Origin of the sequence: Arthrobacter sp. CDRTa11, assembly GCF_026427775.1 — a bacterium.
GTDB lineage: Bacteria > Actinomycetota > Actinomycetes > Actinomycetales > Micrococcaceae > Arthrobacter.
This window is the reverse complement of the sequence record NZ_CP044532.1, coordinates 4,650,198-4,665,415: the sequence shown is the minus strand read 5'-3', so window position 1 is coordinate 4,665,415 and position 15,218 is coordinate 4,650,198. Positions and strand designations below refer to the sequence as shown.

The following is a 15,218-nucleotide window of genomic DNA, read 5'->3' as shown; positions in this document are numbered from 1 at the left end:
CACCTCCCATGTCAACAACCGTCGAACGCGTATCCCACCGCGCAGCGGAGGCGATTCCGGGTCCCACCGGTGCCCGCCGCCTGGGATACCGGCGCCGGGAGCGGGTCTACCAGTGGCTGTTTCTCCTGCCTGCCGCCGCCTATCTCGTGCTGTTCTTTGGCTACCCGGTGGTGAAGAACGTCCTGATGAGCTTCCAGGACTACTCCACGAGCACTTTCTACACCGGGGAAGCCCCCTGGGTGGGGTTCGCCAACTACGCAAGTGTTCTGTCGTCGTCGCTGTTTTCCACGTCGCTGATCAACACGGCCCTGTTTACTGCCGGTTCCATTGCCGGACAGTTCGTGCTGGGGCTGGGCCTCGCGGTGTTCTTCAAGCAACGGTTCCCGCTCAACGGCATTCTCCGCTCACTGCTGCTTCTGCCGTGGCTGCTGCCGCTCATCGTGTCCAGTGCCGTGTGGCGCTGGATCCTGGATAAGGACAGCGGGGCCCTGAACAACTTCCTGGAAAGCCTTGGCCTCATCAGCACCGGCATTCCCTGGCTCACCAGCACCTCGCTGGCCCTGGCCGCGGTTGTCGGAGTCAACATCTGGATCGGCATTCCGTTCAACGTCACCGTTCTCTACGGCGGGCTGCAGGATATCCCGGATGAACTGTATGAAGCGGCAGCGCTGGATGGTGCCACAGGGTGGAGGGCTTTCCGCCACGTCACGTGGCCCATGCTCCGCCCCGTGGTCAGTGTGGTCCTGGTGCTGGGAGTCGTCTACACCCTCAAGGTCCTTGACATCATCCTGGGCCTGACCAACGGCGGGCCCGCCAATTCCACCCAGACCATCGCCACCCAGTCCTACGCCTTGTCCTTCCAAGACTTCAAGTTCGGCGAAGGCGCGGCCATGGGCAACGTCCTGGTGCTGATCTCCCTGGTATTCGCGGTTCTCTACCTGCGCGTAAACCGTCGCGCCGTTGACGAGTGAGGATTCCATGACCATCAAAACAACGCTCGACGGCGCCGGAACAGACCGACGGCTGCGCAGCACGGCAGGCCACGCCGGCCAGTCCGGAGGATTACGGCGGTGGGGGAACACGGGCCTGGCACTACTGTTCCTGGCCATCATGCTTTTCCCCGTCTATTGGATGATCAACGCATCCCTGCAGCCCAATGGGGCCACGTTGCAGACCTCGTGGCTCCCGTTGTCGCCCGACTTCAGCGGCTACGCCACGGCCATCAGGGAACAGGGGCGGAACCTGGCAACCAGCCTGGTGGTGGCACTGGGCAGTGTGCTGTTCAGCCTGGCCATTGCGGCACCGGCGGCGTATGCCTTGGCCTATTTCAAGGTCCGCGGTGCCGGCGTTGTGCTTTTTGCGATCCTGATCAGCCAGATGATCCCGGGCATTGTGGTGGCCAACGCTCTTTATACGGCGTACAACGACCTCGGGCTGCTGAACTCCATTCCCGGACTCATCCTGGCCGATTCCTCGCATGGAATCCCCTTTGCCATCCTCATCATGAGGGCGTTCATGAACAACATGCCGGCCTCCGTGATCGAGGCGGCCAAGGTGGATGGAGCGGGGCATCTCCGGGCTTTTTGGTCCATTGTGCTTCCGCTGAGCCGCAACGCGCTGATCACGGCCGGGCTCTTCACGTTCCTCTTCACCTGGAGTGACTTCCTCTTTGCCCTCACCCTAACCACCACCGACGCCGTCCGTCCGGTCACCCTGGGCATCTTCCAGTACATGGGTGCGTACGTGAACGACTGGAGCTCGGTCATGGCCACGGCGGTCCTCGCCTCCATCCCCGCCATCATCCTGCTGATCGCGGCGCAAAAGTACGTGGCTGCCGGCACCACCGGCGGAGCCGTCAAATAGCGCGCGGCAAGCCCCCACGCCGGCAACGCCTGCCGACGTCAAAAACCCATCAGAACCATAGGAGAAGCAATGACTGACACTGCCCCGATCCGGGTCACCGTCTGGAACGAAAACCGGCATGAGCAGGAACACGAGCAGGTGGCAAAGCTGTACCCGCAAGGAATTCACGGAGCCGTGAAGGAGGGCATCGAGGAGAACCTGGGCGCCGCCGTCGTGGTCCGCACCGCCACCCTTGACGAACCCGAACACGGCCTCACCGAGGAAGTCCTGGCCAATACGGACGTCCTGACCTGGTGGGGGCACATGGCCCACGGCGCCGTCGACGATGAAATTGTGGAGCGGGTCCACCGCCATGTCCTGTCCGGCATGGGCCTGATCGTCCTTCACTCCGGCCACTGGTCCAAGATCTTCACCAAGCTCATGGGCACCACCTGCACCTTGCGGTGGCGCAGCGAGCAGGACCGCGAACTCGTCTGGACTGTGGACCCCACCCACCCGATCGCCAAGGGCGTCCCGCATCCGATCATCATCGACGAGCAGGAAATGTACGGCGAGTTCTTCGACATCCCCGCGCCGGAGGAACTGGTTTTCATCAGCTCCTTCAGCGGCGGCGAAGTGTTCCGGTCAGGCTGCACGTTCCGCCGCGGCCACGGCAAGATCTTCTACTTCAGCCCCGGGGACCAGGACTACCCCGTGTACCACCACAAGGACATCCGCCGGGTCATCTCCAACGGCGTCCAGTGGGCCGTGACGGACCGGGACCGGCGTGAGCTGCCGGAACTGTTGCGTTACGACACCAACGAGTTCTTCAAGGGCGCCGGGTACCGGGGCGCTACTGCAATCTACGAGGAGAGCGACGCATGAGCCGCCCCTTTGCAACCATCGACGACGACGGCACGCCACTGAAAGTGGTGGTGGTGGGCGCCGGAGCCATGGGCCGTGCCTGGCTGGGTGCCGTGGAAGCCTCGCCGCTGGTGGAACTCCGCGGCATCGTGGACCTTGACCTGGCAGCGGCGCACGCGAGCGCCGCTGCCATCGGAAAGCCGGACCTGCCCGTGGGGACGGGAACCGCGCAGCTGGCGTCCGACGTCGGCGCCCAGGCTGTTGTCAACGTCACCGTTCCGGCTGCCCACCATCCGGTGACCACCGAAGCCCTTTTTGCCGGGCTGCCGGTGCTGGGGGAGAAGCCCGTTGCTTCCACGGTGGCCCAGGGGCTGAGCCTTGCGGCCGCTGCCGAAGCCACCGGCCAGCTGTTTATGGTCAGCCAGTCGCGCCGGTACAACCGCAACCTGTTTGCGGCCAAGGCTATGGCCGGCGGGGTGGGGCGGCTGGGAATCGTCTCCGCTGACTTCTTCAAGGCCCCCCGTTTCGGCGGGTTCCGCGATCAGATGGACCATCCGCTGCTGCTGGACATGGCCATCCACCAGTTCGATATGGCGCGCTTCCTCCTGGACGGTGATCCCGTCTCCGTTTTCTGCGAGGAGTACAACCCGCCCTGGAGCTGGTACCGCGGCGACGCGGCGGCCGTGGCGTCCTTCGAGATGTCCGGGGGCCAGCGGTTCGTCTTCAACGGAAGCTGGTGCAGCCCCGGGCAGGAAACGTCATGGAACGCGGCCTGGCGGCTGGGTGGCGAACACGGGACCGTGCTGTGGGATGGCGAGAACCAGCCGACGGCGGAGACCTCCCTGATGGGGGAGGCTTCGGGCTCGACCGGCACCGGCTTGCCCGTGGATGGCGGGGCTTTTGCATTGAGCAGCGTGGCGGACCCGGGGATTGAAGTCCACGGTTCCCTCCGGGAGTTCGCCTCCGCCCTCCGAACGGGAGCGGCACCCATGGGCCAGGTACACGACAACATCCTCAGCCTGGCCATGGTGGAGGCTGCGATTGAAAGCGCCGCCACGGGCCAGCGCGTCAGTATCGACGCTCTGCTGCAGCGCTCCTACGACCAGGCGATCCTGGACGAGAAACGGCCCGACGTCGCGGCAGTCCTTGCCTCCTGGGCCACCGTGGGCGCGTTTACCGCGGCGGCCCTTCGTCCGGCGCACCAACCCATCCACTGAGGCCCAACTGACTGGCAGCAGACGTCGTGAAACACCGGTTTCGCAGCGTCTGCTGCCAGTCACTTTCGAATCAGATGGTGCGGGTTGCGTTGGCGAGGTTTTCCTTGAGTTCGGCTTCGTCCTGGCGGATGACATATGCCGGCCGGTCCCGCTCCACCCGCCAGCTCTCGGACAGCAGCCCGATGTTGACAGTGTCGAAGCCGAACTCGTCATACAGCCGGGTGACCAGTTCAGCCGCCTCCGGGTAGTCGCTGGCCGTGGCCAGGGCCCGGCGGTTCGGCGTGCCGGCGGGGGTGCCGTCGGTGGTGATCTCCGAGGCCATGATGTGGTTGAAGCCCTTGGCCACCTTGGACTCCGGCAGGTGTTCCTGGAGGAGCCCGGAGGTTGTTGCCTCGCCACTGTCCAGAGCCGGAATTCGACCGTCGCGTTCCCAGTAGTAGTTGTTGGTGTCGACCACGATCTTGCCCGCCAGCGGCGCCACCGGGATGTCCCGGTAGTTCCTCAAAGGGACGGTGACGACGGCGTAATCGCCCGCCGCTGCTGCCTCTGCCGCCGTTGCGGCCTGGGCGTTGGGGCCAAGTTCCGCCACCAGGCCGCTGAGGGTTTCGGGTCCCCTGGAGTTGCTGATGACCACGTCATAGCCGAGTTCAACCGCCTTCCGGGCAATCTGGCTTCCAATGTGTCCTGCACCGATGATTCCTATTGTTGTCATGTCCGCCCCAACAGCCCCTCCCGCCAAGATATTTCAGCCGATCCGCGGGAATATTTCAGCCACGGGCTGCCAGTAGTTCTGCGGGGGTGAGTTTCGCAGCGAAAGCCGGCGCGGCGTCGTCGAGCTCTTCTTCCGCGAGGCGGCGCGTCTCTTCAGGGTTGGCGTTGAGGACGGTGGGCGCGAAGCGGACATGAACGGCATCGCTGATCCCCACGAAGTCCAGCCAGTCCGCGAAGAAGGTGCTGCTGAAATCCTGGCCGAAGGCCGGCGGAACTCCCGGTGAATACACGCCACTGGTGTGGATGGCCATGGCATGCTTGCCCTCCAGCAGGCCGCTGTAGCCATCCTTCGGATCAAAGCCGAAGCTCCAGCCCGGCTGCGTCACCAGATCGATCCACTGTTTGAGGGCATACGGGACGCCGGCATTCCACATCGGGATGTTGAAGACGTAGGCGTCGGCAGCCGCAAACTGGTCAAAGACGGCACGGGCTGACTCCCATGCGGTGAGCTGCTCCAACGTCTGCTCCTGGCCTGAGAACACCGCCATCTTGGCCGCGGCGGCGGTGGTGCCGAACTCGGGCAGGGCGCCGGGATCGAACACGTTCAGGGTCTGGATATCAATGTCCCCGGGGGTGGAGGCCTGCACGGTTCTGATGAAATGCCGGGCCAGTTGGAGGGAGCCGCTGCTGGCGCCTCGGGGGGACGCGTTGACATGGAGGATGGTGGCCAAAGGATTTCCTTTCGAAATGGGCGGGGCTGAACGCCCGTCCATCCGATCCTTCCTGCGCGTGGCGGGTGACGTAAGAACGCACTCTGAAGTGCCTAAGGCACGCTGAGGTGCCGCCCGCGGCGCGGCCGAGTACGCTGGTGTCCGCACGCTGGACTATGAGGGGGACATTGACCATGACGCTGACGGCCGATCAGAGGCGCCAGGAATCGCAAGTGGCCTACAATGCCGGGCTGGAGCACTGTCCGGCGCGCCAACTCCTGGAAACCATCAGCAGCAAGTGGGTCACCCTGGTGGTGCTGGAGCTCGCGGAGGGGCAATTGCGGCACAGCGAACTGCGGCGCCGGATCCCCGGGGCCAGCCAAAAAATGCTGACCTCCACCCTTCGGGCCCTCGAGCGCGACGGCCTGGTGCAGCGCCACATCACCCCGTCGGTTCCGGTGCGCACAGATTACGAGCTCACACCGCTGGGGCGCTCGCTGCTGGGCCTGGTGTACGGGCTCAAGGACTGGGCCGAAACGAGCATGCCCGCGGTGGCACTTTCCCGGACGGAGCATGACCGGAACTTGCCGTCCTGACGTCCACGCACAGGAACGGTGCTGCCCCGCATAAGCGTTGCGGGGCAGCACCGCCTGTGCGGGGCAGGACCGCTGTTGCCTGGCAGAACCGGTTACAGATGAGACTTCCGACGGCGGCCCGTTGCGGCCGGGTGGTCAGAACTGCCCTGTTGTTCCTCCCGTGGGCGGCGGGATGAAGCCCCGGCCGCGCTGCTCGTCCTCCCGGCGCTGGGCTGCGCTGCGGAGCTCGCCGTCGGCGGTTTCGTCGGACTCGCCCTCGACGTCCACCAGGCCGTTGGTCTGGTCAAACGGGTGGGCAAACCGGTTGTGCTCCGGCTGGTCCACGCCCGCCGGGCCCGCAACGCCCGGGCCCGCCGCTGTTGTCCCGGCCGCTGTTGTCCCGGCCGCTGTTGTCCCGGCACCGCCGGCGCCAGCGCCAATGCCTGCGTCAGCACCGGCGTCGTTGATTCCGGAACCCACCTTGCCGCCATGGACGGTTCCCCGCCAGGCGCCGCTCGCGTGGCCTTCGTGCTCGATAAACTCCTTGAATTTCTTCAGGTCCGCCTCGGCCTGCCGGGCCACCACGTGGAGCAGGTCGCCCACCTTTTCCACCACGCCCTCGGGCTGATAGTCCAGGGTCAACGCGATGGCCGTCTTGCCACCGCCAGCGTCCTCGAACTCAACGGCGCCGGCATTCGTGGCGCCGCCGGTGGATGCCCACGCTATCTTGCGGTCCGGCACCTGTTCCAGGATCCTGGCTTCCCATTCGCGGCGCACACCGGCGATCCGGGCAACCCATTTCAGGCGGTCATCACCGACTTGCCTGACGCTCTCCACACCGCCCATGAAGTGCGGGAAGTCCTCAAACTGGGTCCACTGGTTGTAGGCGGTACTTACCGGTACTTCCACCACAATCCGCTTCTCGACTTTTGTGCTCACAACGTCTCCTTACACGTGACGTGAATCTGACGAAGAAACCCGCAGGAGCGGCCCTGGCCCGCATAAGCGGTGCGGGGCAGGGCCGTCCAAGCGGGGCAGGGCCGCTCTCAGGGCGCTGCAATCAGCAGAGCCCGACGGCGACCGCTCACTCAGTGCTGGCCGAGGCCGCCTGCCACGGGCGGAAGGCCGCCGTCGGGCCTGCGGTCGTTCTCCCGGCGCTCACCGGCGCTCAGGTTTTCACCCTCAACCGTCTCATCGGATTCCCCCGTCGTGTCCACCAGTCCGTTGGTCTGGTCGAAGGCGTGCCCGATCCTGTCATCGCCCAGGTCGGCGACCGAACCGGTGGAGCCGGCTGCCGCCGTCGTGCCGGAGGTTGTGGTGCCTGTGGTGGTGGGGTCCGTCGTCAGCGGCGTGACGGTGACCGGCTCCCCGGGAGCGGTTGGCGTCACGGTTTCGTCGGCTGCGGCAGTCTCGCCCTTGTTGCCGCCGGCGGCCATGGCTGCCGCTGCGCCCGCTGCGGCTGCCACCCCGGCAGCTGCGGCCATCTTGCCCGAGACCCCGGCCTTGCCTGAATCGCCGCGGGATGCCGCCGCGTCCTCAACGCCCGGGGTGCCAACGGTGGCCCCCTCATTCACCGTGCCCCGCCAGGCGCCGCTGGCATACCGTTCGTCCTCGATGAACTCCTTGAACCGCTTCAGGTCCGCCTCGGCCTGCCGCTCCACGACGTGGAGCTTGTCGCCCACCTTCTCGATGATGCCCTCTGGCTCATATTCGATGGTCAGCCGCAGCGAGGTCTGGCCCCCGCCCACGTCTTCGAACTCCACGGCTCCGGCATTGGTGGCCCCTTCCGTGGCAGCCCAGGCCACCTTGCGGTCCGGGATCTGTTCCAGGATTTTGGCCGTCCATTGCCGGCGAATGCCGCCGATCTCGGCCACCCATTCCAGGCGGTCGTCAGTCAGTTGCGTCACGCTTTTGACGCCGCCCATGAAGTGCGGAAAGTCCTCGAATTGGGTCCATTGGTTGTAGGCCGTGCTCACCGGCACGTTCACCAGAATGCGTTTTTCCACCTTCGTGCTCACGATGTCTCCTTCGACTGGAACCGGAGCTGATGAGGCATGCAATAATTCATCAGCATGCTTACCATACCTTCCGGAGGAAGCCTGCGGCCAGAGCAAATGTACGACGCCGGGACTCGCCAATTGCTTCGAGGCTGGGTTCCGGGGCGCCTCCTTTGAGGGCCTCCCGGCTGCCGGGCTAGGCTTGGATTTTATGGAGTACAGAATCCGTCAGGCCACTCCTGAGGACGCCGAGGCCGTGGTCCGGATGCATACGCTGGCCCACGAGGAGTGCTACTCGCACTTGCTTCCTGCGGACTTTTTCGCCGCCCGCCGTGCCAGCATTCCGGAGCGCATCGAACGGCGCCGATCCTACCTTGCGGTCCCGGAGCCGCGGCTTATCGCGCTGGATCCAGGTGATCAGGTGGTGGGGCTGGCCGACGCCGGACCCGGCCGTGACCCGGACCATCCACACGGCCTGGAACTCTACTCCCTCTACACGCTGCGGCATGCGCACGGAACCGGCCTGGGCCGGGCGCTGCTGGAGGCCGCAGTAGGTGTTGCTCCCGCCTACCTGTGGGTGCTTGAAGACAACCCGCGCGCCCGCGCTTTCTATGGCAAGCACGGTTTTCGCCCCGACGGCACGCATAAATTGTTGCCGCCGGACTGGTACGGGCTGCCGGAGATGCGGATGGTCCGGGAGGCGGGTCAGTAGCCGTCCGTCGCCGGCTGTACGTCGCCGCGCGCGTCGCGCGGGTCAGGCCTCTGGCGCCGGGCCCAACGAAGCGCCCCAGACGCTAACGGCCGGAAGTGGGCTCTGCCTGTCCGGTGTCAGTGGTCGGGAAGTCCATGTTCGGGAAGTCGGCGCCTTCGGCAGGATCCTGGGAGTGCATCCGGAGATCAGTGGGGTCGGCGTCGAGGTCTCCTTCTGCCGGAGCCTCGTTGTGGATGCGCTCTGTCGCCTCTGGTTTGTCAGTCATGCCCTGCTCCCGGAGTGTGCTGGAAATCTTCGGTCAGCTTCATTCAGCGCCCCCAACTGCAGGCTGTCAAGCACCTCATCAACCTCTGGCCGGGTGAGACGTTCTGTGCTGGACTGGGTGGTGCACTGCGCCTCTATCAACCGTTCACCAACCAGTACCCAGCCCCCTTTTCCGCGGGCTGTTGGAAGGATTGTTATGGCAACGCACAAGATCGGATACTTCGTCGGCAGCCTGGCAACTGGCTCTATTAATAGGACTCTGTCCAAGGCCCTGATCAAACTGGCTCCGGCCGATCTGGAATTTACAGAGATCGCCATCAAGGACCTGCCGCTCTACAGCTACGACTACGATGCGGATTTCCCGCCTGAAGGCCGTGCCCTCAAGGAAGCCATTGAGGGGTCGGATGGCATCCTCTTTGTCTCGCCCGAGTACAACCGGTCCATTCCCGGCGCGCTGAAGAATGCCATCGACTGGGGGTCCCGCCCCTGGGGCACGAACTCCTTCGCCCGTAAACCCACCGGCATCATCGGCGCGTCACCAGGTGGCATCGGCACGGCGGTGATGCAATCCTCCATGCGCAGCGTGCTGAGCTTCCTGGATGCACCGCAGCTCAATGCCCCGGAGGCCTACGTCAAGTTCAATGCCAACGTCTTCGCTGAGGACGGCGAGGTCAAGGACGAGTCCACAGCCAAATTCCTGAGTCACTACATGGAGGAATACTGCGCCTTTGTCCAGCGGGTCCTTGCGGCCAACGCACCTGGCCACATCGGTGACCTGGAGCCGGACAGGGAGAAGCTGTCGCGCTGACGCACAGGTTGGTGTGACGGAGGAGGCGCTGGACGGGGAGCCTGCACATGACTTAGTCCAGCGGAAGGGTGACTGTTACGCAGGTGCCGCGTCCCGGACTGGAGCAGATGTCAACACTGCCTCCGGCCTCGTGGACTGCCACTGACATCAGCCGCAAGCCATATCCGTGGTGCCTGCCGCTGATGGCGATCCTGCTGTCAAAGCCCGAACCGTCGTCGGCCACTACCAGGCGAATGCCGTGGTCCACCGCGGCGAGCTGGATGGTGAGCTCGGAGGCGTCTGAGTACTTCAGGGAATTACTCAACGCCTCCCGGGCCGACTGGTACAGCAGGGACGCGCAGTTCGCCGGGATCTCGATGCCCCAGTGTGGAGTGTCCCAGCGGACCGCGGTGCCTTGCTGACGGAGGGGCGCTGTGAGCCGGTCAATGCAGCCCGCTAGCCCCAAGGTGTGGAAGTCGAGCGGATGTTGATCCGTAATCACGCCTCCCACAGCTGTTACTTCTCGAAGAGCTGATTCGCTTCCCATGACTTCCTGCTTCCCCGCAGCTGGTGGTCTTATGCTTCAAGACTGAACCGCCAAGCGCATGGGTTCCGAAGGGTTCCGTCAAGATCAGATCAAAAGTTAAAAAGCAGTGTCAGGCAGGAATAACGGTGGTACCGCCGTGTCGGTCAACGTCCACGGTGAAGGACAGCCCGCCGGCCTGAAGCCCGTCGAATGTGCAAGCACCAAACGGTGCCGGCACACGGGCGGAAACACTGGGCAGGAGTCCGGGCCCCTGCGGGGTCAGGCCAAGGATTGCCAGCATCAGGGGGATTGCCGACGCTGCAGCCCAGGCCTGGGGACGGCACGACGCCGGGTAAGGCTGGGGCCCGCCTTGGCCTTGGCTGTGGCCCGAGAACAGCTCCGGCAACCGGTAGTCGAAGATTTCGGCTGCGTCCATCAGTCCGGCTGCAAGCAGGGCTGCCTGGTCCGCATAGCCGGCTTTGGTCAGGCCGGCCAGGGTCATGGCGGTGTCATGGGCCCACACGGAACCCGAGTGGTAGCGCAGCGGCCAGTAGGCGCCGTTCCCGGTGTCCAAGGTCCTGACTCCATAGCCGGAAAACATGGTGGGGTGCATGATCCTGTGTGCAACAAGCTCGCTCTCTTCCGCATTCAGGATTCCGGTGCCAAGGAGGTGGCCCATATTGCTGGCCACACCGTCCACCGGCCGCTTGTCCACGTCCAGTGCTATCGCAGGGTAAGGGCCCAGTTCGTCCCGGCACCAGAAGGCCTCCCGGAAATTGAGGGCCATCTCTTCGGCGTAATCCCGCCATTCCTGTGCGCCGGGGAGCCCGAACGCGTCCAGCAGATCCGCTGCGTTGGTGGCAGCCTGGTAGGCATATCCCTGGACCTCCGCCAGGGCAATGGGACCGGTGGCCAGCGAACCGTCGCTCCAGCGGATGGAGTCAGCGGAGTCCTTCCAGCCCTGGTTGGCCAGGCCGTATCCTGTCTCGTCGATGTACTCAAGGAAGCCGTCGCCGTCCGGGTCCGCCCAGTCCCGGAGCCAGAGCAGGGCTACTTCCAGGTTGCCGATCAGGTCCTTGACTTCCTCTTCCGGCATGCCCCATTTCCAGGCGTCGTGAAGAAGGGAAATCCAGAGCAGGGTGGCGTCCACCGTGCCGAAGTAGACGGGCGGAAGCCGGATTTCACCATTGCTGGCGTCAGCCGGCATACGGAGCTCACCGCGGCGCACTTCGTGAAGGATCTTCCCTGGTTGCTCAGCCGTCAGGGGATCGTTCTGGGTGCCCTGACGGGCAGCCAGTGTGCGCAGGGTGCCGGCTGCCAGCGACGGGTCCACCGGGAGCAGCATCTCGGCCGCGATCAGGGAGTCCCGCCCGAACAACGTGAAGAACCAGGGGGCCCCGGCCGCTAGAAATGCGTCCTGGGGAGCGGAAACAGGGGACATTCGCAAACCCTGGAGGTCCGCGAGTGCCCTTTCTGCCAGTGCTGTGAGGCGTCGGTCATCGGCGCGGACGCGGAAGGCCGGTGGAGCGCTCTGCTCTGCCGCAACGAAGGGGGCCAGACTGTCTTTAGCCTGCACGTCCCAGCCAACCCGGACGGTACCCCGGGCCGGAATCCTCACGTCCCACCGAAGGCGGAGCTGACTGTTGTGCCGTTCAACCTGGGCTCCAGGACCGCTGATCAGCGAAGTGACACCTTCCGCGGCTGCCTGCCACGCGTCGCCCCTGAGTTCGGGCAGGACTGGGTGGGCCCTGCCGCCGGCCTTGACCGACTCCAGGGGTGAAAAATCGGACCCGAGTACCATCTCAACCACCGCTGTGACGGGCTTGCTCAGATCGGACCGCAGGATGATTTCCTCGCTGACACGATCCGTGGAGATACTGCGGCGGCGGGTCAGGCTGACCAGCGGATCGGGATTTTCGCTTCCGAGGGTCCGGATGAGGGCCTGGAAGGAAACAATATGGCCCTGAGCCGAGGATGAGCCGACAGGTTCCGGTTCCTCGCCATTGACGGTAAGAACAGCCTCATCGATGACCCTGGTATCCGCGCAGTAGATCCCCTGGACACCGCCGCTTCGCCGCAGCTGTCCATCATGCCCGGACCAGACCTGCATAGGAGCGGCCAGGAGGACATTCAGGTCGTGCAGGAAGGGCTGCCGGTTGTTCATTGATACTCCTTGACCGCGCGGGCGGAATTTTGCTGTGGGACGTACTACGGGTGCGAGATCGAAATTCGCCGGTCCAAGTGAGCGCAGATTCCAGGCTCACTCATTGTTGATCTCCAGGCCTTGACAGTGGCAGAACTCACAACCATCATGGTGAAACACCAGTTTGATCGTTCAAATACAGTTTTACAGCAAAATTTGATCGATCAAAAGCCCCTTTACCTTTCGGCACCAGTTCACCGGCTTCCATCGCGGCGTTCACTGCCCGACGGCGGAGGGCACCTTGGCAGCCCGCCCACAGGCGACTGCTGACCCCGAAGAACACGCAAGTACTTTCAGTGCGCCCATTGACGGACGCCTTCCAACGAAGCAGAGGATCCCAACGAATGAAAACACCACGCGCTTCACGCCTCGCAGCAGCGATCACCATTTGCCTGACCGGAGCCCTGAGCCTGACCGCCTGCGGTTCTGGCTTCGCCAGTTCTTCCCCAGAGTCATCAGGTGCGGGCTCCGGGCCGATCACCGTGTTGATCGCCGCCTCCGGTGATGCCGAGGCAACGTCAGTAAAAGATGCCGTTGCCGAATGGTCCAAAACCTCGGGTACCGAAGCCTCCGTCAATGTGGCGTCAGACTTGGCGCAGCAATTGAGCCAGGGTTTTGCCTCGGGAAAGCCTGCAGACGTTTTCTATCTGTCCCCGGACCAGCTCAGTGGCTACGCCTCCAACGGTTCCCTTGAGCCCTATGCGGACTCGCTTTCCAACAAGGACGATTTTCAGCCGAGCCTTACCAAAGCCTTCACCTATGACGGGAAGTTCTACTGCGCGCCCAAGGATTCCTCCACCCTGTCCCTGGTCATCAACAATGACTTGTGGCAAGCCGCCGGCCTGACCGATGCTGATGTTCCCACCACCTGGGACGAACTCGAGGCGACGGCCAAGAAGCTTACTTCCGGCAATACTGTTGGCCTCTCCTTCAGCCCGGAAGTTGCCCGCGTTGCCGCCTTCTTCCCCCAGGCCGGCGGGTCCCTGCTCAGCGCGGACGGTAAGAAAGCCACCGTCAACAGCGCGGAGAACGTGAAGGCACTGACCTTCGTCAAGAAAATGCTCACCGACGGATCAGCGAAGTTCTCCTCTGACTTGGGCGCAGGCTGGGGAGGCGAAGCCTTCGGCAAACAGCTTTCCGCGATGACGATCGAAGGCAACTGGATCTCGGGGGCCCTGTCCAAGGACTTCCCTTCCATCAAGTACCGCACCGTAGAGCTGCCGGCCGGTCCCAAGGGCAAGGGTACCCTCCAGTTCACCAACTGCTGGGGCATCGCAGCGGACAGCAAGAACAAACCAGCAGCAAAAGCATTGGTTGAACAGCTGACCGGCACCCAGACCCAGATGACATTCGCCAAGGCCTTTGGTGTTATGCCTTCGGTTGTTTCTGCAGAGAGCGAGTTCAAGAAGGCGTTCCCCGAGCAGGAAGCCTCCATCGCCGGCGTCGAGTATGCCCAGACCCTCCCGTCGCAGCCCGGCGCCGCCGACGTACTCAAGGACTTCAACGCCAAACTGGCAACCCTGCAGGCGTCAGATCCGAAAGCCATCCTGGATGCTATCCAGACCGAAATGACAGCGACGCTGTCAAAGTGAGCATCCTGACCCGTAGTGCCCGCACCGGCGGGACCCGCAGAACCGGATCCGGCAGCGGGATGCGCGGCAACGGGACGCGCAGGACCGGAAGCAGGGGCAACCAGACCGCCACCACCGGGTGGCTCTTCACGGCTCCCGTACTTATCATCCTCGGTGTATTCCTGGTCCTGCCTGTGGTCATGGCGGCCTGGGTCAGCGTTTCTGATTGGACAGGAAGGGGCAGTCCGTTCGCCGTCGGCACGCAATTTGTGGGCGCCAAGAACTTCGAGGCGATCGTTTCCGGCGGTGGCCTGGCCGAACGGGACTTCGGAACGGCCCTGCGGAACAACCTGTACTACGTGGTGCTGGTGGTTCCGCTGCAGACCATGGTGTCCTTGTTCCTGGCCGTGATGGTCAACGGCAGGATGCTGAAGGGGCGCGGATTCTTTCGGACCGCCTTCTACTTCCCCTCCGTCACCAGCACGGTTGCCATCACGGTCCTGTGGCTCTTCCTGTTCAATGCCACAGGCGCTGTGAACAAGTTCCTGTCCCTGCTGGGAGTTACAGGTCCGAACTGGTTCCAGGAGCCGACGGGGGTTTTCCATCTCCTGGCGCAGGCGGTTGGCATCGGCAGCCCGCCCCCGGCGATGGAGTCCGGAACGCTCCTGGGCGTGAGCTGGTGGGACTGGCTCTCCGGGCCGTCGGCGGCCATGTCCGCCTTTATCCTGATGGCCATCTTCACCACCTCCGGGACGTTCATGCTGCTCTTTATCGCAGCTTTGCAGAACCTGCAGGGCGAGCTGGAAGAAGCGGCAATGCTCGACGGCGCCAGCAGCTGGCAGCGCTTCTGGTACGTCACCCTGCCCATGCTCCGCCCCACGCTCTTTACAGTGATTACGCTCGGTTTGATCGGGACGTGGCAGATATTCGACCAGATCTACACCGGAACTCAGGGCGGCCCGGCCAAGACCACCATCACCCCTGCGTACCTCTCCTTCAGCACCGCTTTCAACAATCAGCAATGGGGGCAGGGCGCGGCCATCGCATTCATACTGTTCGCGATCATCATCGTCTTCACTGTGATCCAGCGGGTGTTGCTCCGAGAGCGTGACTCTGTGCCCCGCCGTAAGCGAATGAATCCAAAACCGAGCCGGGGGAGAGCATTGTGACCACGTTGATATCGGATACGCCGGATACCACCACCCCGGCATCCCCGCCGCCGGGTAAGAGCCGCCGGAA

The 15,218-nt window shown here is 64.0% G+C and carries 16 protein-coding genes; 9 read left to right on the top strand and 7 right to left on the bottom strand.

Annotation, left to right across the window (positions count from 1 at the left end; translation table 11 throughout):
- Positions 1 to 8 precede the first annotated feature (8 nt).
- The 4 genes from F8G81_RS21210 (at position 9) to F8G81_RS21195 (ending at position 3,923) form a co-directional block, all read left to right on the top strand.
- Positions 9 to 971, top strand: a complete 963-nt coding sequence (locus F8G81_RS21210) for a carbohydrate ABC transporter permease (protein ID WP_267276600.1) — start codon at positions 9 to 11, stop codon at positions 969 to 971.
- Between the two features lie 139 nt (positions 972 to 1,110).
- A complete protein-coding gene (locus tag F8G81_RS21205; protein WP_267279319.1) occupies positions 1,111 to 1,863 on the top strand; it encodes a carbohydrate ABC transporter permease in 753 nt (250 codons plus the stop codon).
- 69 nt (positions 1,864 to 1,932) lie between these two features.
- Positions 1,933 to 2,727 carry a ThuA domain-containing protein gene (locus F8G81_RS21200; protein WP_267276599.1) on the top strand — a complete coding sequence of 265 codons (795 nt, stop codon included), beginning with the start codon at positions 1,933 to 1,935 and terminating at the stop codon, positions 2,725 to 2,727.
- A complete protein-coding gene (locus F8G81_RS21195; protein ID WP_267276598.1) occupies positions 2,724 to 3,923 on the top strand; it encodes a Gfo/Idh/MocA family protein in 1,200 nt (399 codons plus the stop codon). The genes F8G81_RS21200 and F8G81_RS21195 overlap by 4 nt, the downstream gene beginning before the upstream one ends.
- 70 nt (positions 3,924 to 3,993) lie before the next feature.
- Here F8G81_RS21195 and F8G81_RS21190 read toward each other — a convergent pair whose 3' ends face one another.
- Together F8G81_RS21190 and F8G81_RS21185 are read right to left on the bottom strand one after the other, a co-directional pair.
- On the bottom strand, positions 3,994 to 4,635 hold the full coding sequence (locus F8G81_RS21190; protein ID WP_267276597.1) for an NADPH-dependent F420 reductase: 642 nt from the start codon (positions 4,633 to 4,635) through the stop codon (positions 3,994 to 3,996).
- A gap of 55 nt (positions 4,636 to 4,690) precedes the next feature.
- Positions 4,691 to 5,365, bottom strand: a complete 675-nt coding sequence (locus tag F8G81_RS21185; protein WP_267276596.1) for an FMN-dependent NADH-azoreductase — start codon at positions 5,363 to 5,365, stop codon at positions 4,691 to 4,693.
- Positions 5,366 to 5,577: 212 nt separating this feature from the next.
- Between F8G81_RS21185 and F8G81_RS21180 the strand changes: the two genes are divergently transcribed.
- Complete coding sequence (locus tag F8G81_RS21180) at positions 5,578 to 5,940, top strand: helix-turn-helix domain-containing protein (RefSeq protein WP_323809218.1); 363 nt, start codon at positions 5,578 to 5,580, stop codon at positions 5,938 to 5,940.
- A gap of 135 nt (positions 5,941 to 6,075) precedes the next feature.
- Here F8G81_RS21180 and F8G81_RS21175 read toward each other — a convergent pair whose 3' ends face one another.
- A complete protein-coding gene (locus tag F8G81_RS21175) occupies positions 6,076 to 6,858 on the bottom strand; it encodes an SRPBCC family protein (RefSeq protein ID WP_267276594.1) in 783 nt (260 codons plus the stop codon).
- A gap of 149 nt (positions 6,859 to 7,007) precedes the next feature.
- Positions 7,008 to 7,937, bottom strand: a complete 930-nt coding sequence (locus F8G81_RS21170) for an SRPBCC family protein (RefSeq protein WP_267276593.1) — start codon at positions 7,935 to 7,937, stop codon at positions 7,008 to 7,010.
- 190 nt (positions 7,938 to 8,127) lie between these two features.
- On the opposite strand from F8G81_RS21170, the gene F8G81_RS21165 reads away from it, so the two are divergent.
- On the top strand, positions 8,128 to 8,628 hold the full coding sequence (locus F8G81_RS21165; RefSeq protein WP_267276592.1) for a GNAT family N-acetyltransferase: 501 nt from the start codon (positions 8,128 to 8,130) through the stop codon (positions 8,626 to 8,628).
- Positions 8,629 to 8,710: 82 nt separating this feature from the next.
- Here F8G81_RS21165 and F8G81_RS21160 read toward each other — a convergent pair whose 3' ends face one another.
- The gene (locus tag F8G81_RS21160) at positions 8,711 to 8,893 is read right to left on the bottom strand and encodes a hypothetical protein (protein ID WP_267276591.1); all 183 of its coding nucleotides are present in this window, start codon (positions 8,891 to 8,893) and stop codon (positions 8,711 to 8,713) included.
- Between the two features lie 195 nt (positions 8,894 to 9,088).
- On the opposite strand from F8G81_RS21160, the gene F8G81_RS21155 reads away from it, so the two are divergent.
- Positions 9,089 to 9,700, top strand: coding sequence for an NADPH-dependent FMN reductase (locus F8G81_RS21155; RefSeq protein ID WP_267276590.1), 612 nt, complete (start codon positions 9,089 to 9,091; stop codon positions 9,698 to 9,700).
- A gap of 52 nt (positions 9,701 to 9,752) precedes the next feature.
- Here F8G81_RS21155 and F8G81_RS21150 read toward each other — a convergent pair whose 3' ends face one another.
- A complete protein-coding gene (locus F8G81_RS21150; protein ID WP_267276589.1) occupies positions 9,753 to 10,226 on the bottom strand; it encodes a sensor histidine kinase in 474 nt (157 codons plus the stop codon).
- A 109-nt stretch (positions 10,227 to 10,335) separates the two neighbouring features.
- On the bottom strand, positions 10,336 to 12,369 hold the full coding sequence (locus F8G81_RS21145) for a glycogen debranching N-terminal domain-containing protein (protein WP_267276588.1): 2,034 nt from the start codon (positions 12,367 to 12,369) through the stop codon (positions 10,336 to 10,338).
- Between the two features lie 383 nt (positions 12,370 to 12,752).
- On the opposite strand from F8G81_RS21145, the gene F8G81_RS21140 reads away from it, so the two are divergent.
- Complete coding sequence (locus F8G81_RS21140; protein ID WP_267276587.1) at positions 12,753 to 14,000, top strand: sugar ABC transporter substrate-binding protein; 1,248 nt, start codon at positions 12,753 to 12,755, stop codon at positions 13,998 to 14,000.
- Positions 14,001 to 14,059: 59 nt separating this feature from the next.
- Positions 14,060 to 15,148, top strand: a complete 1,089-nt coding sequence (locus F8G81_RS21135) for a carbohydrate ABC transporter permease (RefSeq protein ID WP_267279318.1) — start codon at positions 14,060 to 14,062, stop codon at positions 15,146 to 15,148.
- Positions 15,149 to 15,218: the final 70 nt, after the last annotated feature.

What these genes read in the sequence shown, in the direction of transcription:
- F8G81_RS21210 (WP_267276600.1), top strand. Translation starts at nt 9, where the DNA reads ATGTCAACAACCGTCGAACGCGTATCCCACCGCGCAGCGGAGGCGATT.
- F8G81_RS21205 (WP_267279319.1), top strand. Translation starts at nt 1,111, where the DNA reads ATGCTTTTCCCCGTCTATTGGATGATCAACGCATCCCTGCAGCCCAAT.
- F8G81_RS21200 (WP_267276599.1), top strand. Translation starts at nt 1,933, where the DNA reads ATGACTGACACTGCCCCGATCCGGGTCACCGTCTGGAACGAAAACCGG.
- F8G81_RS21195 (WP_267276598.1), top strand. Translation starts at nt 2,724, where the DNA reads ATGAGCCGCCCCTTTGCAACCATCGACGACGACGGCACGCCACTGAAA.
- F8G81_RS21190 (WP_267276597.1), bottom strand. Translation starts at nt 4,635, where the DNA reads ATGACAACAATAGGAATCATCGGTGCAGGACACATTGGAAGCCAGATT.
- F8G81_RS21165 (WP_267276592.1), top strand. Translation starts at nt 8,128, where the DNA reads ATGGAGTACAGAATCCGTCAGGCCACTCCTGAGGACGCCGAGGCCGTG.
- F8G81_RS21160 (WP_267276591.1), bottom strand. Translation starts at nt 8,893, where the DNA reads ATGACTGACAAACCAGAGGCGACAGAGCGCATCCACAACGAGGCTCCG.
- F8G81_RS21155 (WP_267276590.1), top strand. Translation starts at nt 9,089, where the DNA reads ATGGCAACGCACAAGATCGGATACTTCGTCGGCAGCCTGGCAACTGGC.
- F8G81_RS21150 (WP_267276589.1), bottom strand. Translation starts at nt 10,226, where the DNA reads ATGGGAAGCGAATCAGCTCTTCGAGAAGTAACAGCTGTGGGAGGCGTG.
- F8G81_RS21145 (WP_267276588.1), bottom strand. Translation starts at nt 12,369, where the DNA reads ATGAACAACCGGCAGCCCTTCCTGCACGACCTGAATGTCCTCCTGGCC.
- F8G81_RS21140 (WP_267276587.1), top strand. Translation starts at nt 12,753, where the DNA reads ATGAAAACACCACGCGCTTCACGCCTCGCAGCAGCGATCACCATTTGC.
- F8G81_RS21135 (WP_267279318.1), top strand. Translation starts at nt 14,060, where the DNA reads ATGCGCGGCAACGGGACGCGCAGGACCGGAAGCAGGGGCAACCAGACC.